Raw genomic sequence first — 24,632 nt, 5'->3', positions numbered from 1 at the left:
ACAGCTCCTTTTAATTGTAAAATACTTTTAATTTATTTTAAAATATACTTTTGAAATAATTATTTAGCACTACTAAATAAAACCTTACCATCAGTATCTTTTATTGTAAAGGTAGCATCATTATTTACAGTTACAATTCCAGGAAGTATAATTTGATCCCAAGCATTATTTGCTGTATTGAATGTTAAATCTATTGATTTAGATTTATTTGCTGTAGCAATATGAAATGGAATTGTTAAATCAACAACAGGGTCAGTATCTGCTTTAGGGAAATCTCCATAATCACTTAAATAACCTTCAATTGTATACGTACCACTTTTAATCGTGTTGATATTAAGCTTCATCTCACTTGTACAGTCTCCTTTTACAGGATCAGTATAGTTACCTTGAGCATCTACTAAATAGAACTCAAATTTAACGCCTGCTTCACATAAATCAGTTCCATTAGGTCCTGAAGTATTGAAATCTAAAGTTAAATCTAAAGAAGGAGTATCTTTAATAATAACCGGAATAAAAATAGGATTTCCATTTTTATTCGTTTTTACATAATTGTAAGTATGATCTTCAATACGCACAACAAACTTTTGATCCGTTGTTGTATTTGTTTCTACTGATGTTTCAATACTAAGCTCTACTTGTGTTGTATAAGCAGGAATCTTTAATTCAAAACCTCTACCAAACTCAAGTGAACTTGATGCTTCAAGAGCGGTTGATTCTCCTTCGCTATCAATACTGTTAAACGTAAAACCGTTTAAAACTTGATTGTTTTCTTCATCATTTTCAGCGCCTACAACAGAAACTAATAATATTGAAGGTTCACCAATTGCTTTATCAAGTGTAAATTTAACACTACCTGATTTCCCTTCTTTTATCTGTAAAGAAGAAACAGAAGCAGTAGCAACAGGTCTTTTATCCTCGGTAGTTAACATTCCTGTTTCTGTGAATTCTGGTTCACATGATGCCATCGCTAACCCAAGAAATACAAGCGAAGCTGTTTTATATAAAATATGTTTCATCATTATTTTAATTTAGTTTTTAGTATATGTACTTTTTACCTTACGGAATTTTCCATCAGAAACAATAACTCTGTATTCGATAGTAATATTTCCATCCGCATCAACTTTACCTGCTGGTGTTGATTCATCACCATCTAAAGACTCTACTTGGTTAGAATAAACAGCTCCCAAACTTTGTTTTTTGATAAATACATCTCCACAGATAACTTCAAATACAAAACCATCATACTTTGCAGTAGGAGTTAAACTACCGACACCCCATCTAAAAGTTGTCGCTGTTCTGTATAAGTTAGGAGTTCCATCATGTAAAATAATCGGTTCAGCTGGGTAATCTCTCAATGTTGGAGTTCCGTCATATTCAGCACCTACCATTTTATTATCATAAGTAAAATCTTCAACATTTGCTTTACATCCAACGAAAGTTATTGAAACTTGTCCATTTTTAGCAGCTACCACTGTTTGAGGGTCGCTAGAGCTAATTTGTAATACAACGTTTGAAGGTTTCGATAAATCTAAAGAACCTGTATTTACTGTTAAAGGTAATTCAACAAATTCAGCACCTGCTTTAAGCGTTACTTTTTTTGTTGCTAAAGAGAATTCTGTTCCCTCTTTTGCTGATGATTTATCAGCAATAACAGCAATTGTTAAATCTACATCTTTCTTTAAGAATTGACCATCTCCTCCGCCTAAATAAGCCACAGGAATTTTTGATACAACAGCCCCTTTATCTTCAAAATGAGAAATCGTTTTGCTTGATTCTTGAAATCCAACAATAGATGGTCCATTTTTATCTACAGTAGTAAAATCTTGATCTTCTTGACATGCAGAAAAAGCAAGTATCGCTACTATAAAAAATATTGTTATTTTAAATGTTTTCATTTTTTTCTAATTTTTTAAATTATTTTGTAGTATCCCAGAATATCGTTTCAGTAAAAATATTGCTTTGAGATATTCCTTGAGCAGTTGCGTTAGCGGTGTTACCAGAATACTCTGAATCAGGATAAGGAAAACGATTTGGTTTTTTACTATTCGTTGCTCTTAAAGGCATCGGAGTAACAGGATACCCTGTACGGTTATACTCAATAAAAGATTCAATAGCATTGATACTATTTAAAGCAATCCATTTTTGAGTCATAATTGCTTCTACTTTATTTGCAGAACCATTCCAACCAATTTTATTAGCACTACTAGATGAAGTCATATACGCATTTGCATCTTCAGCACTAACACCATGATAAGCTAAAGATTCTCTAATACCACTTTCAAATAATGCCTTTGCATCACCAGGAATTAACCCTTTTAAAACAGCTTCTGATTGTAAGAATAATGATTGTGCAGAACTAATTAAAATACCATCACCTTCAGCACCTCCTTTAAAAGGGATCTCTCCAATACTAGATACTTTTTTAGGAGATTCTTCTTTTAAAGCTCCTTGCTTAATACCTTCGTATTTATCATCACCAATACTTTTATAAAGTGTTTTTAATCGAGGATCGGCAACACCTGTTAAATCTCCTTTTAAGAATTTAATAGCATGTTCAGCAGCAGCAGATTGTGCATACCAACCATTTGTTTTCCCTTCAGAATCATGAAAACGATTGAAAAACGGACTATTTTTATCTTCATTTGTTTTATCAAATGCTGGATTTATCGTTACCGTTTCACCTACACTGATTAAACCACCATTTTGAGTTAAAGAAGCCTTTTCTTTATTGATATACGCTTTCGTTTCAGCATCTGTTAAATCAGACTGTCTTACTAAAAGACGTAATTTAACCGTATTTGCTAATTTAAGCCACTTGGTCATATCTCCCTGATAAACAACATCTTCAGCTTTAACTTCCGATACCATAGTAGCATCAGCATTGTTAATTAATGCTACAGCTTGGTTTATGTTAGCCACTAATCCACGATAAATCTCTTTTTGATCATCATAAGCAGGTGCTAAATTTTCACCACCTTTAAAAGCTTCAGAATAAGGAACATTCCCCCATAAATCAACAATTGTTTGCATGTAAAAAGATTTATTAATCAACGCAATCGCCTTATAATAATCATCAGTACCAGGCGTACTTGTTTGAATAATATTATCTAATTCAGCAATCCCTAAATACATACGATTCCATAAAAAAGAAACATCTTCTGTTTTAATATCTAATTTAGTCCAAGGGTCATAAGCACCCGTAAAATTAAGAATATTTCCAGACCAACTATTCATTAAAACGTTTCCGTAAATGTTACCATCTACAACTTTTCCTGAATAAGAATCAAGTAAAGCAGCAGGTAATTGAATTCCTTTTGTTACTTCAGTAGGATTGTTTAAATCCTTATTTACATCCAAGTAATCAGAACATGCGCCAAATGCTACAACGGCAGTTCCTAATAATATATTTCTAAATAATTTCATAATTTAATTTTATAATGATAAGTTAACACTAAGACCATAATACCTTGTTGGAGGTAATAAGTCATACCTTGAAGCTCCACCTGCATTGTTAAAACTATCACCAGCTTTAGAAGTATCACCACCAGCAGAATTATATTCTGGATCCGTAAATCCTCTGTTATCATTTGATAATAAAACAAAAGGGTTTCTAGCACTTAATCCTATCTGTAAACTATTAACACCTGTATTCTTTAAGAAGTCTTTTGGCATATCATACGTTAATGAAATTTCACGTACTTTTAAAGCAGTTGCATCTAGAACAAAGTTTTCAGCACTATCACCGAAGTTTCCTGTATAATAATTTGTAATAGAATTTGAAGTTGTTCCTCCAGTAATTACGTTTGTATTAGGAACATATCCTCCTTTACCATCTGATATTACAGAGTTAGGAAGTATAAATCCTTTACGTCCTGATTGAACTGTTTCAACAGCTAAACCATTTCTTACTAATTCTTTCTTTACACTACTATAAATACTATGACCTGTTCTATAATCAAGTGTTGTAGATAACGTAAATCCTTTGTAGTTTAATGCAGACGTTAATCCTAAAACATAATCAGGAGTAACTTTTCCTAATACTACCTTTGCATCTGTTTGTAATGGGTTTCCAGTACTTGCATCTACAATAACTCTTCCTTTATCATCTCTTTGATACGCAATACCTTTGATTAAAGGAAATTCTTCTCCTTTTTTAGCTACAATATCAACATCAGTATCATTAGAAATTACAACCTCATCTAAAGAATCTGAAATTTTATCAACTACAGTTTTATTTGTTGCATAACTAACTCTAAGATCCCAACGTAAATCATCCGTTTTAATAGGAACGAATCCTAAATCTACTTCAAAACCTTGAGAAGATGTTTCTCCAATATTGATTCCTGCTTCTTCTACACCACTTGCTCTAGAAGAGGCTACTTTCACAACTTGATCGGTATTTTTAGAGGTAAATGCACTAAAATCTAAAGTTACACGACTTCTGTATAAATCTACATTTAATCCAAATTCATGAGACGCTATAAATTCTGGTGTTAAGTTAGGATCTGTAATAGTTCTATCAGGACGAAATGAAGTTAAATCTCCATAAGGAAAAGCAGCTGGCTTTTCATAAATAGCATTAATTGCGTTAATCCCTGCAGCATCATTACCAACTTTTACGAAAGAGTATGATAATTTCATTTTATTTAACACATTCGTTTTTAAACTAGGAAATGCTTTTGTTGGTACAAAAGATACCCCTGCTGATGGATAAAAGAATGAATTGTTATCTTTCGATAATTTAGAAGTCCAGTCATTTCTAGCAGTCATGTTTAAGAATAAATAATCTCTAAAACCGAAATCAAAATTTCCAAAAAGACCAATTGCTCTTCTCTTATATTTCGCATCAGTAACTGTTGGAGCAGAAGCACCAGAAGCAATATTTGATAATGATTCAATTGCTAAATTATTTACCCCTGAATATAAATATTTACGGTTAAATTCTCTAATATCTCCCCCTACGTTTGCTTTAAAGGTAATATCTTCTGTTAAATCATAATCAAAATTAAATTTATAGTTACTATAAATTTCTCTTGTCGTTCTGTTACGAGTTGTATAACGTGAAGAAGCTGTTCTATCTCCTACTCGTACTACTGGCTCTGTAAAAGCATTTCTTTTGTATTCTGTATTTGTTTGACGGAAAATAGCATTTCCTAAAACAGTAAAATTAATGTTGTCATTAATTTCATATCCTAAGTTTATTGTTGTGTTTACAATATCACTTTTAGTAGTAGATCTTACATTATCTAATACCCAGTAAGGACTTAAATAATATGAGTTCCAGTGACGTGTATTTCTTTCGTTTCCTGTAAAATCTTTAAATTGATCAAGATTTACGTTTGTTGGTGTTTGTAATAAAGCTCCATACACAGAGTTATCTCCACGAGTAGTTTCAGAACTTGCTACTTTTTCACTATCAACAATGTAAGAAATAGCACCATCTACGGTAACTTTTCCTACTTTTTTACCAGCTTTGAAATTAAAAGAACTACGCTTATATTTTTCATTAGGAATAATAGAAGTTACATCTAATAAACCTGCAGAAAAGTTCACATATCCTTGCTCTAAACTACCTGTTGAAAGACCGATGTTATGTTGCTTTTGGAAACCTTTTTTAAAGAAACTTTTGATATTATCAGCATCACCAACGTATGGCGCATACATTTGCTCAAATCCAGGAGCTGCTACACCAACTGGTTGTATTGAACCATCAAAAGCAGGACCCCATCCACCATTTTCAGCTAAGTTAATTCCAGTACCCCAACCTTGACCGTAAGTAGTTTGTCTTTCTGGTAAATACGCTAATTCTTGAACTTGTACTGAAGTACCAATTGTTACTCTAAATTTACCGTCATTATTTCCTTTTTTAGTAGTAACGATTAACACCCCGTTACTTCCGTCAGAACCGTATAAAGCAGCACCATTTGCACCTTTTATAACGTTTACACTTTCGATAGATTTAGGATCTAAAGCATTTAATACAACACTAGAAGAAATAGCACCATCAATTACGATTAAAGCACTGTTGTTTCCTGTTAAAGATCTGTTACCACGTAATCTTAAATCAAAAGTTGGTTTTGCACCTTGACTTGTCGTGTTAATTTGTAAACCAGAAACTTTACCAACTAAACCTTGAGTAACCGTAGGTACTTCCGCTTTAGTGATTTCAGATGCTTTTACAACTTGATTTGCAGTTGTAATTTCATCAGATTTTCTTTTAATACCTAAGGCAGTAACCACAATTTCGTCTAAAACATTGTCATTTTGCATAACAAGATTAATACTATTTGAAGCTCCCACTGTTTTTTGAGCGGTTTTCATTCCTACAAAACTGAATATAAGTACTTCACCTTGTTTAGTAGCAATGGTATATTTTCCATCAAAATCAGTTTCCGTACCTTTCGCTGTACCTTTTCGCAATACTGTTACTCCAGGCAATGGTCCTGACTCATCTGATACAGTACCTGAAATTGTTCTGTCTTGGGCAAAGGAAATTTGCACAACCAACGCTAACAATAGCGTTAAAATTCCATTAAACTTTGTTTTCATTATATAATTATTTGAATTAATTATGCCAAAATTGCTATTTTTTTATGTCATAAACAACTTTAATCATAAAATAATCTTAAAAAAAGATAAATTATTTTAAATTCAGTTTCTTTTTATTGCGAATAAAACAACATTAATTTTGTTAATTCTTTCAAAAAAAACAACAAATAAAACACTAAAAATATCTTAAAAAAAAGGCTTATTTTTTTCTATCAACAAAGAAAAAAAGGCTATAAAAAATGTATATATACTTTTATTAGGACTCTTTTAAAAACACTCAAAAACCTAATTAATAGTAAGTTAAATAAAAATATATAATTACAGATCTATCCTTAAAAAAAATTATCATCTTATTATTTAAGAGTATAATATTAGTTTTATTTGATAAAAAAGACTTTTTTTTTATCATTGATTATTCTTTCATAATACTGATATTTTAGAAGAATAATAAATTAAAAAAATTACGAATTAAAATAAAAATAAGTAGCAGTATATAATTGGTTATTGAATCATAAATTAAAGAAAATTTACTTAAAATTAAGAATAAATCAACATTTATGATACTATTTTAATATAAAATAAACTCTATTTACACTTCTTTTATAAAAAAATATACTTTTTTTCAGCCTATTTTTAAGGTATTTTAAATTATTAATCACTTCAATTTCAGGTAAAAAAAAATCTCATATAGCTATTATATGAGATTTTAGATTATGTTTTAAAAAGAATATTTATAACATTTTTAAGGTATTTACTTCCTGCTCGGTTAATTCACGCCATCTACCACGAGGTAAATTACGTTTAGTCATTCCTGCAAAAATAACACGATCTAATTTTGTAACTGCGTATCCGAAGTTTTCAAATATTTTACGTACAATTCTGTTTCTTCCAGAGTGAATTTCAATTCCTACTTCGGTTTTTCGTTCACCTTCTACATAAGAAACAGCATCAATAAAAACTTTTTTTCCTTCAATAACAACATCACCACGTAATTTATCTAAATCTGATATAGATAATTTCTTATCTAAAGAAGCTTGATATAATTTACGTACATTATGTTTTGGATGTGTTAATTTTTTAGCTAACTCACCATCGTTTGTAAACAATAATAAACCAGTCGTGTTTCTATCTAGTCTTCCAACAGGATAAATACGTTCTTTGGTAGCATTATCTACAAGTTCCATCACTGTTTTACGACCACGTTCATCTTCCATGGTAGTAATATAGTTTTTAGGCTTGTTTAATAAGATATAACGTTTCTTTTCGATTGAAATTAAAGTACCATCAAAACGAACTTCATCGGTAGGTTGTACCTTGTAGCCCATTTGTGTCATTAAATTTCCGTTTACAAAAACACTTCCGTGTTCAATATACGTATCGGCTTCTCTACGAGAACAAATTCCTGAATTAGAAATGTACTTGTTTAAGCGAATCCCTGCAGTATCATCTTTGCTTACTTGCTCAACAGCTGGTTTTCTAGCATCACTTCTAAACTGTTTTTTATTATCCGAAGCACTAGTTGCAAATCTTGGTTTTTCTGATGATTTTCTAACAGGTCTATCCGAAGAAGTTCTATCGGTAGATGATGATTTTCTTTCTGAATAACTACTACTTCTATCAGATGAGCTTCTGTTTCTGTCAGATCTATCAGAAGAAGATCTGTTTCTTTCTGAAGAACCACTATTTCTATCAGAAGAACTTCTATCCGATCTAGAAGATGTTCTATTTCTGTCAGATGATTTTTTTTCACGAGGATTGCTGTTCTTGTCAGCCTGTCGTCCTCTCGACGAGTTTTTTGAATTCATAATTTATTTTTAAATAAGGGTGCAAATATAGGGTAATTATTTAATCTAGAACAGTAACTACTTTATCTAAAATTAAAGACTTATCAATAAAAAGCAAGCTAAATACACCGATTAACAACAGCACTTTTAAGATATTGTGCAACAAACGATATTGATTTGTTTTGGTTGCTCTCCAAGTATAAAAACCGATAAAAACTAAGGTAATCGCAGCTAAATAGAAATAATATTTCATGTATTCAATAGCAGGATACTTAAATAAAACACCAATTGGAATCAGTGTTAAGACCATTAATAAGATGATTAATTTTTTGGTATTTTTTTCGCCATATTTTACAGGAAACGTGTTATAATTATTGATAATTGCTCCTTTAATATTTTCTAAATTTTTAATTAATTCACGAATAAGAATGATTAAAAATAAAAAAATTGCATGTACAAAAATTACTTTTGAAAAATTTTTATAATGTACAAAAAGCACAAAAAAAGGAAGTATTGTTAAAATAGTAACGCTAATTAATCCTATAAAAGGATGTTTTTTAAGCTTATGAGAATATAACCAAATTCCGAAAATATATACTGAAAAAAAGAAAGCCGCTCGCCAAGAAACCAATAATCCGAAGGCAAAACCTGTGAAATTTAAAAAAAAATAGAGCGATAATTTGGTTTCTTGTTTTACATAGGAATCCAAGGTTGTTTTAATAGGACGGTTTATTTTATCGGCATCTTTATCATAAAAATTATTGATAATATAACCTGCAGCAACCACGCAAATAGTAGCGATTACTAAGTATAATAAATGCCAGTCAAAAAGTACTGATTTTATAGATTTATGATTCGAGAAAATAAAAATAGCAGCCAAATACTGAGCTGCTATTAGTACTAAAATATTGTATCCTCTAACAACTGATAAAAGACTGAATAGTTTTTTTACGATTATTTTTGCTGATACACGGCTCATAAATTCATAAATAATCTTGTTTAAATTCTAATTTTAGAATCGATATACTAATTCTAATTTATAGTCTTTTAAACTTGTTTTTGCTTTTTCATAATCTTCGGTAAATCCTAAAATATAACCACCGCCACCAGAACCGCAAAGTTTTAAGTAATATTCGTTGGTTTCAATTCCTTTTTTCCAAATTTTATGAAAAGCGGTAGGAATCATCGGTTTAAAATTGGTTAAAACAACTTTTGATAATTTTTTAACGTTTCCAAACAACGATTTTACATTTCCTTGTAAAAAATCATCAATACAAGCATCGGTATGTAATGAAAATTCTTCGCTTAACATTTTTCGAAATCCTTCATTTTTCATCTTGTTCATAAAGATATTTACCATCGGTTCGGTTTCGCCTGCTTGCTCGGAATCTAATAGAAAAACAGCACCTTTTCCTTGTTTTTGAGAAGGAATACCGGCAGCTTCAATATGTTCTTTCGAATTGATTAAAATCGGTAAACTTAAATACGAGTTTAACGGGTCTAAACCAGAACTTTTTCCATGGAAAAAAGATTCCATCAAAGAAAAAACTTGTTTTAGTACTAATAATTTATCACGGGTTAAGTTTTCTAATACGGTAATTTTATCAGCGGCATATTTATCGTAAATAGCGGCAACTAACGCACCTGAACTTCCAACGCCATAGCCTTGCGGAATTGACGAATCGAAATACATTCCTTTATCAATATCATTTTTAAAAGATGTTGTATCAAAAGAAACGATATCAGAATTTAGCGTACTTAAATATTCTTGAAATCTCGCTAAATTAGCGTTTGATTTTTCAGCTTCTCCTGTTAAAGTATTGGCTGATTTTAATACGCCTTTATAAGAATTAAAAGGAATTGCTAATCCTTTTGAGTCTTTAATAATTCCATATTCTCCGAAGAGTAATATTTTTGCGTAAAATAAAGGTCCTTTCATTGCTATTTTTATTACGATACAAAAGTACGTGTAAAAGTGCTCGTTTACAAACTAGTACACATTTTTGTAAAAAGTTTTCCAAACACCTACTTTTTCATTATTTCGGTATTTTCCTTTGGTTTTTATTTTTCCATTTTTATAAAAGGTTTTCCAAACGCCTTCTTTTTTCTGATTGTTATAGTTCCCTTGCTCAAAGAGTTCGCCAGTTTTGTAGAATGTTTTTAGTGTTCCTTCAAATTCTTGAATACGATAATATTCATGATTTTTTTTAGATGTTTCTTGTTTATTTTTATCAAGCCAAGTTATTTTTTGAGCCGTTGCAGATACACTTAAAAATCCTATAAATAGTAGTAGTATTACTGTTGAGGTTTTCATATTTTGATACATTACGCTATTATTTGTTTTGCCCCTAGCCCAACAACATCTGTAATATACTGATTTTTTTGACAATACTCTGCTAAATTATTTTTGATAAAAAGCTCCACGTCTTTCTTTTCGTTTTCAGGATACAATACATGAACATTTGCCCCAGCATCTAAAGTAAAACAGATATTACTATTATTTTCAGTTCTATATTCCCATATTTTATTGATGACTTCTAGCGTATTTGGTTTCATCAAAATAAAATACGGATTGCTAGTAAGCATCATTGCGTGCAAGGTTAATGCTTCGCTTTCTACCAAATTGATAAATTCTTTGATATTTCCATTTTGAAGAATATCAGTTAATTTCGATAGGTTTTCATTTGCTTGGATAAAACGTTGTTCGGCATACGGATGCTCGTGCATTAAATTGTGTCCGACTGTGGATGAAACTTGTTTTTCGCCTTTATCGACTAATAAAATAGTATCACAATAATTATCAAAAATCGGATGTATTTTATACGGAAATTTAACGGCAAATAAATCAGAACTTCCTTCAATTTGAGGATGTTTTCCCCAAACGACTAATTTTCCTTCGATGCTTCTACTGGCACTTCCAGAACCTAAACGAGCTAAAAAAGAGGCTTTTTTATGGATAAAATCCGAAGTTAAACTAGGATTTAAATCTTTTTCTAAGCTCAATAAACACATGGCAATTGCTGACATTCCACTTGCTGATGATGCAATTCCACTACTATGAGGAAATGAATTTTCAGAAGAAATAATCATTTTATAGTCTAAGATGTACGGACAGTATTCTTGTATTCTTTCGAAGAATTTTGCAATTTTAGGTTTAAAATCCTCTTTCTTTTTTCCTTCAAAAAATAATTCAAAAATTGCTTTATTACTTTTTGATGTTTCTGCTATTTTTTCAAATTGAATGCTTGTTATTGTATGGCAATTATTCAGTGTAAAGCTTATAGAAGCATTTTTAGGAATTTGTGGATTACTTTTTCCCCAGTATTTTACTAAAGCAATGTTACTCGGTGTTTGCCAAGTATAAGTGGCTTTTTTTAATGATTTGTCTATTGATTTCGGAATGAATAAAGCTGTGTTCAATTTTTGAATGTTTTAAACAAAGATATGTTTTGTAATAAATAATAAAAAATAAAAAAAGGCTGTCTTTTCAGACAGCCTTTTTCAGTAATAAATAAAATACTATTAATTCAAATAATTATATTTTATTAGTATTTATCCCAAAATACTTTGGTAGTCATTTTATCTCCTCCAATTTTAGAAGCCGCATCTGCATAATTTACAGCATTACGTACTCTTGCTGAAGATGGGTAAATAACTCTAACTGGTACTTTTCCTTCTGCTTCATCAACTGCTTTTCCTGGAGCAATTAACACAGGGTGATCTAAACGTCTGTATTCTATCCAAGACTCTAAACCTCTGTTATAGTAAGCAATCCATAATTGGTATGCTATTTTTTCTTTAGCAGTACCTGTAGCTGTTGCAAAAGCAACATCAGTTCTAGCTAAATAAGTAGTAACATCTGCTTCAGCAACACCCCAGTAATTCATACTAGCTTTAATACCTTGCTCATAATAATGAGCCGCAGTATTTCCTACTGAAAAACCTCTATTAGCAGCATCTGCTAATAGAAAAGAAGTTTCAGCATAATCAAAAATTACACCTTCCGTATCTTTTTTCTTTAAAGCTGTACCTTGGGTAGAATATTGATTATAAGTTACAGCTCCTTCTCCATAAATAGCTCCTTTATACTCTCCTTCAATTTTACTTGTTGGGTCAAAAAAGAAATCTCTTCTTGGATCTTCTTTAGCATTTAAATCATCTACTAAAAAAGACGTAGGTACTAATTGGCTTTCTAAAACTAAACTAGCATAAAGAGAATTTTGTTCAATCTCTTTATCTAAGTATCTCATAACCGTATTATCAGCATTTGATGAAATAACTCCAGAAGCATACGCTTGTTCCACTAATTCTTTTGCTTTAGCTTCATCAACATCGGCTAAGTGAAGTCCCATTTTTAATTTAAGACTGTTACCATACATTTTCCATTTAGCAACATCACCACTATGAATTAAATCAGCACCTCCAAAACTATCAAGATTTGTATTTAAAGAATTAATAGCATTTGTAATTCTTTTTGCTAAATCTAAATAAATAGTTTTTGCATCATCATACTTAGGAGTAGGGAATTTTTGTAAATCAAGTGCCTCTGTGTAAGGTACATTTCCAAAAATATCTACCAATGTCATGTACACATTTACAATTTGAATCTCAATAATGGCTAATTTATTCTTTTTAATACTAGCCTCATCTGCTGAAAAAGTATCTTGTGCTTCAATAAACTTTTTAGCTTCATATAGCTTTGCTAATGTTGCCGTATATAAAGAACTATAATAGCTACTTCCTAAATCTCTTTTAGCTTGATTATATTGATCTTCATCTTGATAGGTTGTAGCACCCCACTGTTGCACATATTTTCTGAAGTTGTTATTATTTACCTCAGCATTGTGTAAAAAATAATTATAATTTACTTGAGCTGAAGTCATTAAAGCTTCAGGGATAGGCGTTGTATAAGCCTTGGTATCGGTATTTAACGATTCTAAGTTATCACAAGAACTCGTTACTAATAATGAAGAGATAGCTAAGGCTAAAACCCCTTGTTTATATATTTTTCTCATCTTAAAAGTTAAATTTTACATTAAAATTATATTCTTTCGTACTTGGCATCGCTCCTGTTTGGAATCCTTGTAAGTTTCCTGATGAAGCAGTTGCTTCTGGGTCTGCATACGGTAATTCTTTACTGATAATCCATAAGTTACTAGCACTTGCCGATAATGTAACATCTTTAATAAATGAATTTTCTAAGAATTTAGAAGGTACACTATAGCTTAAAGAAACTTCACGTAACTTTACGTAAGAAGCATCGTAAACAAACGCCTCATCTGGCTTATTAGCTCCGTACGAGTATCCTACAGGAACTCTTTTTGTGTTTTTAGTACCATCCGCTAAAACACCTGGATTAATAACACCTCCACTTTTGCTCTTTTCAGCATCTGTTCCTTCATTTATAGCAGCATCACGTTTAGGATTCCCTAAATCGTTGTTTCCTGCACTATTAGCATAAATACCTGTTTGAGCTCCGAATTTCTGGTCTAAAGAGAAAACATCTCCTCCTTGTCTGATATCAATTAAGAAACCAAAATTAAAGTTTTTATAGCTAAATGAGTTATTAATACCTGCTGTCCAATCAGGATTAGCATCTCCAATAATTACATCCTCTACTTGCTCATAGTAACCTTTATCTTTTACAATACGCTGTCCTTTCTCATTGTATTTGAAACCTGTACTAACCATTGTTCCTAAAGGTTTCCCTATTTGAGCTACCGATTTAACTCCTTGGAAACGACCAGTTTCAAATTGTTTTAAATCACCAATAAGACTACGTACTTTATTTTTATTTTTAGACCAGTTAATGTTTGCTGTCCATGTAAAATCATCTGTTTTTACAGGTACTAAACTAAGTCCTACTTCAAGACCTTTGTTTTCAACTTCACCAGCATTTACATAATATCTGTAGTAACCCGTAGTTGGTGCTGCAGCAATATCCATAATTTGGTCAGAGGTTACTGTTCTATACGCAGAAACATCTAAACCAACTCTGTTTTGTAAAAATTTAAGCTCTACACCTGCTTCATAAGCACTTGTGCTTTCACTTTTTAAATCTGGGTTCTTTTTAGTTCCTTCGATAGTAAAACGAGGTTTTCCGTTGTAGTTTGTTTGCTTAGTATAGGTAGATTGAATTACAGCAAAATTAGCATCGTTACCAGTTTCAGCATAGTTCAAACGTAATTTACCAAAAGAAAACCAGTCAGCTTTAAGGTGCTTACTAAAGATATAAGTTCCTGAAATAGAAGGATAGGTATATACATTATTTTCTGAAGGTAACGTAGATGATTCATCAACTCTAAAAGTTCCTTCTAAGTAAAAAGTATTGTTAAATCCGAAAGAAGCATTTGCATACGCACTGTTAGTACCAATGGTTGCTAAATTTTCCGATGCTGGATTAGGTGTTTCAATTGAGTTTTTAAGAGAATATACATTAGGAACTAACAAACCTCCGTTGGTAACTGAATAAATATTTCTATCTTTAGAACGTCTTGCATTTGCTCCAACTAAACCTGTAAAGCTAATATTTTCTGTAATATCAGTATTAAAGTTAAGGATTAAATCCATGTTAAACTCTCTAAAAGTTTTATCGTATCTAGAGTATTGTCCTTTTAAGTTATCAGCTCTTTTAGAACCAATAGCAATACGTTCTTCTTGAACTTGACTATACGTGTCGATACCTGCTCTTGCAGAAGCACCTAACCAAGAGTTAAATTTAGTATTTATACTAAAGTTTCCAAAGAAACGGTCTCTGTTATAATTGTTATAGTTTTCATAACGTTGAAAATAAGGATTATCATGAAAAGCAGTTACTCTATCTGCTCCAATAGGTCCCCATACGTTCCAAGTCATGTTACGTTTTGTTTTGAAATAAGCATCTTTCATTGTTGAAAAATCTACATCACTTGTGTACCATTGTCTAACAGCACTTGCAAGGTTATTTCCACCAGCACCATAACCAGTTTCATTCAATCCTAAAGCATCTGTTTTAATGTAGTTTGCACTAGCGCTAACTGTTGTTTCTTCAGATAAGTTATGAGAAGCAGAAAGACTAAAGTTATCTTTTTTATAATTACTATTTGGAATAATCCCTTCGTTTTGGTCATACTTCGTATATCCTAAACGGAAAGAACTTTTATCGGTACTTCCTTGTAAAGAAACCGAATTTGTAAAAGTAGTACTTTTTTGGTAAAATGAATTTGCATCATTCTTTGAAGCAACATAAGGTCTTGCTTTTCCATAGGTAGCTAATTCAGGGTAAAAAGATTCCCATCCATATACTAATAAACTTGCGTCATATTTTGGTCCCCAAGCAGCATCATCTGTAGGTAAAACAGGATGACTTCCTGAACCGAAATCTTGATTTGCTTTAAATCCTCCCCAACCAGAACCGTATTCTTTTTGGTATTCTGGTAATGTTTCTTTATCAACTGAACCTACTGTAACACCGCTATTTACGGTAACACCAAATCCTTTTGCTTCTCTACCTTTTTTAGTTGTTACGATAATAACTCCATTTGCAGCTCTTGAACCGTATAATGCAGTTGCAGCAGCTCCTTTTAATACAGACATAGAAGCAATATCATCAGGATTAATATCCGATGCAGCATTACCATAATCATAACCACCAGTAGAACCACCAGTTTTTTGTTCTGTACTATTTGTGTTATCATTATTCATTGGCACACCATCAACTACCCATAACGCTTGGTTATTTCCTGTCATAGAAGTAGTACCACGAATTACAACATTCGTTGAACCACCAATGTTACCTGATTTTCTAATAGCAACACCCGATACTTTACCAGAAATCGCATTTGCTACGTTAGAAGTTGCTACTTTAGATAAATCATCTCCTTTAACTTCTTGCGTTGCATACCCTAAAGATTTCTTTTCTCTTTTAATACCTAAGGCAGTAACAACAACTTCGTTTAATAAGTTTTGATCGTCAGCTAATGTAACATTAATTTTACTTGAAGCTCCTACTGTTTTTTGAACGGTAGCTTTTCCTACAAAACTAAAAACAAGAATGTCATTTTGTTTTGCTTTAATTGCATAATTACCATCAAAATCGGTTTCTACACCGGTTGTGGTTCCTTTAATAATAATACTAACACCTGGAAGCCCTCCAGATTCATCTGAGACTACCCCAGATATCATTTTTTCTTGAGCAAATGTAACTTGCGTGATAAGAAAAAGCAGCCATAATAATGTTACTCTCATGTTTTAAAATTTAAATTATTTACTCAAATAACTTAAATAATATTCATATTCCCTAATTAATGGTAATAAGGTATCTTATTATGGTAAAAAATTATATTTCAATGTTTTTTTTAGTTAAAATATAATTTATCAAGTCATTTATTATTGATTACTTATTACTGTCTTACTTTCAATGTTAAAAAACACTAAACTAAATGTTTATTTAATGTTTCTAAAGAATTTAAAGCTTGTAAAATTCATTATTAAATAGTAATTATTTATCAGCTGATTAACAATATATCCTATAAAAAAGTGTTTTTAAAATAACGCTAGTAGTAAGGCGATTTAGTATGTTTAAATTTGGTATTTTTGTGGATATAAAACCGTATAAATTTATGGGTAAAAAAATAAAATTAATATGGGATTTTAAAGGTCCTGACGGATTAGCTACTGCCAAGCATCATTGCATTCATTTAAAGGAATTTGCTTTAATTGATAATTTAGCGTATGATGAAGTAAATTTTCAGGAGTTACACCCGATGCATGCTATTGCTTTTATCAATATTGATGAAAGCGTTATGAAAATTTTTAGAGATGCCTTAAAGCCTCACCGAGGCGAACTTGTTTAATTAAATTTAAAAAAATAGAATTATGTTTTTAATAAATGCCTTAGCAAAACCAAAGAAATCGTCTGAACATTATGATGAAGTTGCAGGAGCTTATGTAAGTTTGTATATCGATTATAAAGATATCGAAGGAGCTTTAAAACTTGCCAAACATTATATAAAAGACGAAGGTTGGAAAGTTACTGAAATAGAAGAAGAATATTTTACATTAAACTCTGCAGATGATGTTGATGAAGATCAAAAAGAGCACTATGAAGAAGCCCTAGAATACGGGTATACAATGGTGTTTAATTGTTACGAAGAGGAAGAATAATCATTTCTGATTAATTTCGGTTGGTTTTATAAGTTGATGTTTTAATCTATAAAAACCAACCGAAATTTACTATTTTTCACTAAAATTATTTATGCTATGAACCTTCGGTATTTTTTCACTTTCATTATTCCTTTTATTTTTTGTTTTAGTGGTTCTTTGAATGGTTTTTCGCAACATAAATTTGCGACTTACACAGCGCATCAATCGATAACGGAAGCTATTACGCTTAGTGATAAAATGATTCTCGGTAGAACATTGTTCTTTGAAAAACAAGCACAAGAAAAACCGCTAATGTTTCAACATACTAGCGTTAAAATAGGACAATTAAATAGACTTTCTAATAATGTATCGAAATATATTGAGGAACTTCAAAATCAAGTAAATACCGAACAGATTTTATATGAAATGTTAGCGGAAAATCATTATAAAAACCTACTTTTTGCAAATGATAAAACACTAAGTTTTAAGGGGAATCAGCTTAAAATAAAAATTGATAGTTTGTATAATTATGCTGTTAAAATTAATGGGCATCAATTATCGCAATTAGAAAATTTTTATAAGGGTCATTTTAAAACAGATACTATTTTTTATGATTTCGATGAACATGAATTAAATTATTTTGAATATCTTTTTTTTGATACTTCAAACTACGGAATCATGATGGCAATGAATTGTTTACTTTTAGATGTCAAAACATTTCAATTATTATATTTTGGTACGGTTATGAGTTATTAATTAAGAATTGTTTTTGAAGTATTTAGCTAAAATATTCGTTGGATAAAATAAAATATTTTTAAATTTAAACAGCTTTGTATCTCATATTCAGATAATTTGAGTAATTTCGCGGGCTAAATTATTTCATACAGATGAAACGTATAAAAGAATATAAGAAGCTTTTTAATGTAGAAGGCGCTATAGTTTTAAAAGAATTAAAAACCACGTACCGAGGATTGGTAAAAGAGTGGCATCCAGATAAATTTCAAGACGAGGATAAGAAATTAGAAGCGGAAGAAGTAAGTACTCAAATTATTGATGGATATCATTTTTTAGTAAGTATTGCTCCTGAAACTAAAGAAGCACATGCTGATGCGTATAAAGTAACGATTACAGAATCGAGAGTTGCTGATTATCAACATAAAAGTATGTTGTTAGAGGTTACTTTTACTGATGGTAATACGTATGAATACTTTGGTGTTAGTAGAAAATTATTTATCAAATTTGTAAATGCAAAATCGATAAACAACTTCGGAAAAAGAAATATTTTCAATTCTTTCATCTACAGAAAGTCGAAAAAAGCAATGGCAAACGCTTAAAAATTTGCTTTAACACTTTGTTGTTAATTTATATAAAAAAAGCCTTTTTCAAATTCGAAAAAGGCTTTTTTATTGTTTATATTTTTAATTATTCCGCAATACTTTTTGCACAAATAAAGGCACCAGTCCACGCATTTTGAAAATTAAATCCGCCAGTAACGGCATCAATATTTAAAACTTCACCAACCATAAATAAGTTTTTATGTAGTTTACTTTCAAAACGTTTAAAGTTAATTTCTTTCAAATCAACACCTCCAGCAGTTACAAATTCATCTTTAAAAGTGGTTCGTCCGTTGGCATTAAACAATCCTTTTGTTAATTGCGTAGCTAAATTATGTAATTGTTTATTGCTTAAATCTCCCCAGTTTTGGGTTGTTTTAATTTCAGCAGCAGCAACAAAACGTTCCCACAAACGACGAGGAATATCAGCAAATGGCGATTTTAAATTCACTTGTTTTCTAGCTTCCGAACTTTTTAGAGCTGTTAATTCGTTTAAAGTGTCATCAAAATCTTGTCCTAGCCAATTTACTAAAACATTATATTGATAATTTTTATCAGCTAAAATTCGTGCTCCAAAAGCTGATAGTTTTAAAATTGCAGGACCACTCAATCCCCAATGTGTAATTAATAAAGGTCCTGAATTTTCTAAATTTGTTCCTACTAATTTTACATCTGCATTTGGAACAGATATTCCGCCTAAATCTATAATTCTTTTATCTTTGATATTGAAAGTAAATAATGAAGGCACAGGTTCAATAACAGTATGCTCTAAAGTTTTGCATAAATCCCAAACTTTCTTAGAACTACCAGCAGCAATTACTAAATAATCTGCTTCAAATTGTTGTTCTTTTGTGTTGATAATCCATTGTTCATTTTTTTGTTCAACAGAATTTACACCGTGATTTTTTAAGACTTTAATTCCTAATTTATCAATAGAATTTTGAAAACAATCAATAATTGCTTGCGAAGTATTTTCTTCAGGAAAAACTCTGTTATCATCTTCAATTTTCAACGGAACGCCTCTGTCATCAAACCATTCAAAAGTATCGCCTGTCATAAATTGATGAAAAGGACCTAAAAGTTCTTTTTCTCCTCTAGGATAAAATTTCACTAATTCTTTCGGTTCAAAACAAGCGTGTGTAACATTACAGCGTCCTCCACCAGAAATTTTTACTTTTTGTAAAACTTCTTTTCCTTTTTCAAGAATGGTAATATCTAAATCAGGATTTTGTTCTTTTGCATTAATTGCTGTAAAATGTCCTGCAGCACCACCACCTATAATAATTACTTTTTTCATTATTTATTTTTATCCGTTTGAATAATTTTGATATTTTTCTGAAAACGATTATAAAACCATTTTTTGATAAGGTACAATTGTGTTGTATCCTTTTTCTTCAAAATAATTTATGGTATTTTCATTTCCTGTAGCTAAAACAAAATCGCCACCCCAAGCACCTAAACTTTTTATTTCTCCAAAATAATCTGGAAAAAGTCGTTTTTTTGCAGGTGTTTGTTTAATAATTGAACTGATTATTTGTTCGTGTTCAACGATTATTTTATTGATGTTTTTAGTAGAGTCTGCCTTTAAAAATGCTTCTGTTAAATCGTTTATTTCAGGAATTAATTTTTTAGCACTTTCTCTGTGTTCTTTATATTGTGCAATTCCTTCTCGGCTATTTTGTTTTTGATTTAAATAGATAAAAAATAATTCATCAGAAAAATTAGGATTGAATTCTACTTTTGATACAATCGGTTTTTTTGCTTCTAGTTGATATAAAATCGGTGTATTATTACTTGCACAAGCAATATCGTAACCACTTCCTGAAAAAGCATTTTGCAATAAAATAAACGGATTTACTTTTGCCCAAGTTGCAATATTATTTATTAAAGTTGATGAACTTCCTAATCCCCAGTTTTGAGGAAAAGTTAAGTTTGTTTTTATAACATAACCATTTTCATCGTTTAGAAAATCAGGATTTAATTTTTTAGCTTCCTGTAAAATATCCGATAAAGTTTCTGCGATAAACTCCGCATTTCCTTCTTTATCAGAATTAAAAGTGGCAGAATTTAGACGTAATTTTGGTAAATCAAAAGTAGCTTCAAACCAACATTCGCCAGTATTGGTAAAACTTCCCCAAATAAGTTGTTCTTCTTTTATGGGCTCAACTGTTAAATCTTGCCCAAATTTCGTTGGAACAGCCAATGATATTGCGCCGTCTAAAACAAGGTATTCGCCTGTTAATAATAATTTTCCGTTACTATAAAATGTATCCAAAATTTTAGTTTCTTAATTCGTTAATTTTAGTAACTACGGCGCTATGAGAAACAGTTTTGTTATCGAAATAAGTGGTAACAATTTCTTTTTCTTCGGATGTTGCTTCTAGCTGATTTAAAATATTTTGCAAGTGCATTTTCATGTGTCCGTGCTGAATTCCTTTGGTTGTTAAAGCACGTAAAGCAGCAAAATTTTGAGCTAAACCAGCGGTTGCAACAATTTCCATTAATTGTTTTGCTGACGGTTTTTGCATCATATCTAACGATAATTTTGCCATCGGATGTAAAGCCGTTAAACCACCAACAGTTCCAAGAGCAAGCGGAATTTCAATCCAAAATTTAAAGATTCCGTCTTTTGTTTCGCAATGTGTTAAACTACGATATTGTCCATCTTTTGAAGCGTAAGCATGTGCGCCCGCTTCAATAGCTCTAAAATCGTTTCCTGTAGCTAAAACCACCGCATCGATACCGTTCATAATTCCTTTATTATGCGTAACGGCTCTGTAAGGTTCTATTTCAGCAATTTTAACAGCTTGTTCAAATTTTTGAGCAAATTTCTGAGGATTTTCTCCGCCTAAATATTCAATTTTACAAGAAACTTCAGCACGTACCAAACACTCAGGAACATAGTTTGATAAAATGCTCATTACAATTTCAATATCTTCTTTTTGAAAAGTTTTAGCAATAGCTTCTAAACAAGAATTGATAAAATTTGCTCCCATGCTATCTTTTGTTTCAAAAGTGACATGAAGTTGATAATAATTGGCAAGTTTATCGGTTTTATCAATTAATTGAATATCTAAAATACCACCGCCACGTTTTTCCATATTTTTAGTGATGGAACCTGTTGCTGTATATAAATTTTCTTTTTGATTATCAAAATAGATGTTTAAATCTTCTTTATTGCCTTCATACATAAAATGTACTTGTCCAATTTTGGTTGTAGAGACAACTTCAGTTTTAAAACCACCACGAGTACTCCAGTATTTTGCTACTAACGAAGCAGCAGCAACAACAGAGCTTTCTTCAACTACCATCGGAATTACATAATCACGTCCGTTTATGATAAAGTTGGGCGCAATTCCGTAGGGCATATAAAAATTAGAAATGGTATTTTCTATAAAATCATCATGTAATTGTTGCAGTTTTTCATCAGCATTCCAATATTGTTTTAAGGTTTGAGTAATTTTAGGTTGCTTAGAAAAATACGTTTTCGCTAACCATTCTATTTTTTCTTCTTTGGAAAGTTTAGAAAATCCAGCAATAATTTTAGACATTTTTTAATAATTTTAGATCGTTCAAAGATAAATGAATCCTGTTAAAATAGGGGGCTTATTTAGTATTTATGATATTTTTGACACGTTTTTTGCTGATTTTTCCGTAAACTTGGCAAACTTTTCAGATAAACAACAATTCAACATGAAGAAAATATTAATAATTTTCATAGGAATATCTACTTTTTTGCAAGCACAAAAAAAAGAGGTATCCTTAGAAGATATATGGAGAAAAGGCACATTTAGAGCCGATTACATGAATTCATTAAATTCAATGAATGGTGATTTTTATTCCTTATTAAATACGGAAAATGGAACATCAACAGTTGATAAATACAGTTATAAAACCTTAGAAAAAGTTGAAAGCATCGTAAATGGCGCTACTTTAAACGGTTTAAAAACATTTCAATCATACAGCTTTAATAGCGATGAAACAAAACTAATTTTAGGAACTAATTTCAAACCGATTTTTCGTCATTCATTTTTAGGAACATTTTATCTATATGATGTTTCATCAAAAATGCTGACATTAATAGGAGAAGATATTCAACGTCCTACTTTTTCGCCAGATAGCAATAAAGTTGCCTACGCAAAAGATAATAATTTGTTTATTAGAGATTTTTCAAATAACACCCTTGTTCAGGTAACAAAAGATGGTGAGAAAAATAAAATTATCAACGGTATCACCGACTGGGTTTACGAAGAAGAATTTGCCTTTGTAAGAGCTTTTGAATGGAGTGCTGATGGAACAAATTTAGCATATTTACGTTTCGATGAAAGTGCTGTAAAAACATTCTCTATGGATGTATATGGAAACGAAATATATCCAACGCAAGAGGTTTTTAAATACCCGAAAGCAGGCGAAGAAAATGCAAAAGTTACCGTGCATATTTACAATTTAAACACCAACGGAACCGCTAAAGTACTGTTTGGTAATTATGAATATATTCCAAGAATCAACTGGACAAAAGATGCAAATACTCTAGCTGTTCGTACTTTAAATCGTCATCAAAATGATTTGAAAATGTATTTTATCAATGCCGAAACATACGATACTTCCTTAATTTTAAACGAAACAGACAACGCATTTGTTGCCGTAAATGATGATTTAACTTTTTTAGAAGATAACAGTTTTATTTGGTCAAGCGAAAAAGATGGCTACAATCATATGTATCATTATGATAAAAAAGGAAAATTAATCAATCAAATTACCAAAGGAAATTGGGAAGTAACCAATTATTACGGTTTTGATGCCGATAAAAAAACAATTTACTATCAATCCGTAGAAAATGGCTCGATAAATAGAGGTGTTTACAGTATTTCTTTATCGGGTGATTATAAAAAATTAATCAGTAATCCATCAGGAACAAACAATGCTTCTTTTAGTAAAAATAGGCATTATTTTATCAATACTTTTTCTGATGCAACTACACCAACCGTATATTCATTACGAGATAACACAGGAAAAGTGTTAAAAACCATCAAAGATAACGCTGATTTAAAACAAGTAGTTTCGCAGTATAATTTAAGTAAAAAAGAGTTTTCTACCATTAATATAAACGGAAACGACTTAAATATGTACACCATTAAACCTGCTAATTTTGATGCAAGCAAGAAATATCCTGTTTTGATGTATCAATATTCAGGACCAGGTTCTCAAAGTGTAAAAAATAGCTGGAATGATTCGAACGATTATTGGCATCAAATGCTAGCACAAAGCGGTTATATTATTGTTTGTGTTGATGGTCGAGGAACTGGTTTTAAAGGAAGAGATTTCAAAAAAGTTACCTACTTAAACTTAGTAAAATACGAAACAGAAGATCAAATTTCAGTAGCGAAAAAATTAGCTGATTTACCGTATGTTGATGCCAATAGAATTGGAATCTGGGGTTGGTCATTCGGAGGACACATGAGTACGAATTGTATCTTAAAAGGAAATGATATTTTTACAACCGCAATTGCAGTAGCACCTGTAACTACTTGGCGTTTTTATGATAGCGTTTACACTGAACGTTATATGCGTACACCTTCTGAGAACCCAACAGGTTATGATGAAAATTCGCCCTTAAATTATCCTGAATTATTAAAAGGAAAATATTTATTAATCCACGGAACAGGTGATGATAATGTACACGTTCAAAACGCGTATAGAATGGCAGAAGCACTAATTCAAGCCAACAAACAATTTGAATGGGGAATGTATCCTGATAAAAACCACGGAATTTACGGTGGTAATACTCGTTTGCACTTATATACTAAAATGACAAACTTTATTAAAAATAATTTATAGGAAA

General features: G+C 31.0%; 19 protein-coding genes. 5 read left to right on the top strand and 14 right to left on the bottom strand.

The features are described from left to right. Positions 1 to 59: 59 nt before the first annotated feature. The 11 genes from L0U77_RS07890 to L0U77_RS07840 form a co-directional block, all read right to left on the bottom strand. Positions 60 to 1,019, bottom strand: a complete 960-nt coding sequence (locus L0U77_RS07890; protein WP_233900991.1) for a hypothetical protein — start codon at positions 1,017 to 1,019, stop codon at positions 60 to 62. Between the two features lie 9 nt (positions 1,020 to 1,028). Continuing rightward, entirely contained in the window at positions 1,029 to 1,895 is an 867-nt protein-coding gene (locus L0U77_RS07885) for a hypothetical protein (RefSeq protein WP_193700120.1), read from the bottom strand. 19 nt (positions 1,896 to 1,914) lie between these two features. Further along, complete coding sequence (locus tag L0U77_RS07880; protein WP_233898581.1) at positions 1,915 to 3,423, bottom strand: SusD/RagB family nutrient-binding outer membrane lipoprotein; 1,509 nt, start codon at positions 3,421 to 3,423, stop codon at positions 1,915 to 1,917. A 9-nt stretch (positions 3,424 to 3,432) separates the two neighbouring features. Next, positions 3,433 to 6,549 (bottom strand): SusC/RagA family TonB-linked outer membrane protein, encoded by a 3,117-nt coding sequence (locus L0U77_RS07875; RefSeq protein WP_233900990.1) that lies wholly within the window; start codon positions 6,547 to 6,549, stop codon positions 3,433 to 3,435. Positions 6,550 to 7,280: 731 nt separating this feature from the next. Continuing rightward, complete coding sequence (locus L0U77_RS07870; protein ID WP_233900989.1) at positions 7,281 to 8,354, bottom strand: pseudouridine synthase; 1,074 nt, start codon at positions 8,352 to 8,354, stop codon at positions 7,281 to 7,283. A 40-nt stretch (positions 8,355 to 8,394) separates the two neighbouring features. Beyond that, entirely contained in the window at positions 8,395 to 9,312 is a 918-nt protein-coding gene (locus L0U77_RS07865; RefSeq protein WP_101917654.1) for a geranylgeranylglycerol-phosphate geranylgeranyltransferase, read from the bottom strand. Between the two features lie 33 nt (positions 9,313 to 9,345). After that, entirely contained in the window at positions 9,346 to 10,272 is a 927-nt protein-coding gene (locus tag L0U77_RS07860; protein WP_193700119.1) for a mevalonate kinase family protein, read from the bottom strand. A 51-nt stretch (positions 10,273 to 10,323) separates the two neighbouring features. Then, complete coding sequence (locus L0U77_RS07855; RefSeq protein ID WP_233900988.1) at positions 10,324 to 10,647, bottom strand: toxin-antitoxin system YwqK family antitoxin; 324 nt, start codon at positions 10,645 to 10,647, stop codon at positions 10,324 to 10,326. A gap of 11 nt (positions 10,648 to 10,658) precedes the next feature. Then, a complete protein-coding gene (locus tag L0U77_RS07850; RefSeq protein WP_233900987.1) occupies positions 10,659 to 11,753 on the bottom strand; it encodes a diphosphomevalonate decarboxylase in 1,095 nt (364 codons plus the stop codon). Positions 11,754 to 11,878: 125 nt separating this feature from the next. Beyond that, the gene (locus L0U77_RS07845) at positions 11,879 to 13,348 is read right to left on the bottom strand and encodes a SusD/RagB family nutrient-binding outer membrane lipoprotein (protein WP_233900986.1); all 1,470 of its coding nucleotides are present in this window, start codon (positions 13,346 to 13,348) and stop codon (positions 11,879 to 11,881) included. A gap of 1 nt (position 13,349) precedes the next feature. Next, complete coding sequence (locus L0U77_RS07840) at positions 13,350 to 16,559, bottom strand: SusC/RagA family TonB-linked outer membrane protein (RefSeq protein WP_233900985.1); 3,210 nt, start codon at positions 16,557 to 16,559, stop codon at positions 13,350 to 13,352. 374 nt (positions 16,560 to 16,933) lie between these two features. Here L0U77_RS07840 and L0U77_RS07835 point away from each other — a divergent pair, with 374 nt between their 5' ends. The 4 genes from L0U77_RS07835 (at position 16,934) to L0U77_RS07820 (ending at position 18,790) form a co-directional block, all read left to right on the top strand. Then, positions 16,934 to 17,167 (top strand): hypothetical protein, encoded by a 234-nt coding sequence (locus L0U77_RS07835; RefSeq protein ID WP_101917865.1) that lies wholly within the window; start codon positions 16,934 to 16,936, stop codon positions 17,165 to 17,167. A 22-nt stretch (positions 17,168 to 17,189) separates the two neighbouring features. Beyond that, on the top strand, positions 17,190 to 17,477 hold the full coding sequence (locus L0U77_RS07830) for a hypothetical protein (protein ID WP_193700116.1): 288 nt from the start codon (positions 17,190 to 17,192) through the stop codon (positions 17,475 to 17,477). 96 nt (positions 17,478 to 17,573) lie between these two features. Further along, a complete protein-coding gene (locus L0U77_RS07825; RefSeq protein ID WP_233900984.1) occupies positions 17,574 to 18,212 on the top strand; it encodes a hypothetical protein in 639 nt (212 codons plus the stop codon). A 131-nt stretch (positions 18,213 to 18,343) separates the two neighbouring features. Next, complete coding sequence (locus L0U77_RS07820; protein WP_101917668.1) at positions 18,344 to 18,790, top strand: KTSC domain-containing protein; 447 nt, start codon at positions 18,344 to 18,346, stop codon at positions 18,788 to 18,790. Between the two features lie 88 nt (positions 18,791 to 18,878). Here L0U77_RS07820 and L0U77_RS07815 read toward each other — a convergent pair whose 3' ends face one another. Genes L0U77_RS07815 through L0U77_RS07805 form a run of 3 tightly spaced genes read right to left on the bottom strand, consistent with a single transcriptional unit; the run spans position 18,879 to position 22,341 of the window. Next, a complete protein-coding gene (locus L0U77_RS07815) occupies positions 18,879 to 20,087 on the bottom strand; it encodes a BaiN/RdsA family NAD(P)/FAD-dependent oxidoreductase (RefSeq protein ID WP_233900983.1) in 1,209 nt (402 codons plus the stop codon). Positions 20,088 to 20,135: 48 nt separating this feature from the next. After that, positions 20,136 to 21,065, bottom strand: a complete 930-nt coding sequence (locus L0U77_RS07810; protein WP_233900982.1) for a GYDIA family GHMP kinase — start codon at positions 21,063 to 21,065, stop codon at positions 20,136 to 20,138. A 4-nt stretch (positions 21,066 to 21,069) separates the two neighbouring features. Further along, on the bottom strand, positions 21,070 to 22,341 hold the full coding sequence (locus tag L0U77_RS07805; RefSeq protein ID WP_233900981.1) for a hydroxymethylglutaryl-CoA reductase, degradative: 1,272 nt from the start codon (positions 22,339 to 22,341) through the stop codon (positions 21,070 to 21,072). Between the two features lie 142 nt (positions 22,342 to 22,483). Here L0U77_RS07805 and L0U77_RS07800 point away from each other — a divergent pair, with 142 nt between their 5' ends. Beyond that, positions 22,484 to 24,628, top strand: a complete 2,145-nt coding sequence (locus L0U77_RS07800; RefSeq protein WP_233897854.1) for a S9 family peptidase — start codon at positions 22,484 to 22,486, stop codon at positions 24,626 to 24,628. Positions 24,629 to 24,632: the final 4 nt, after the last annotated feature.

This window comes from Tenacibaculum piscium, assembly GCF_021390715.1.
Lineage (GTDB): Bacteria > Bacteroidota > Bacteroidia > Flavobacteriales > Flavobacteriaceae > Polaribacter > Polaribacter piscius.
This window is presented reverse-complemented; position numbering and strand designations above follow the sequence as displayed.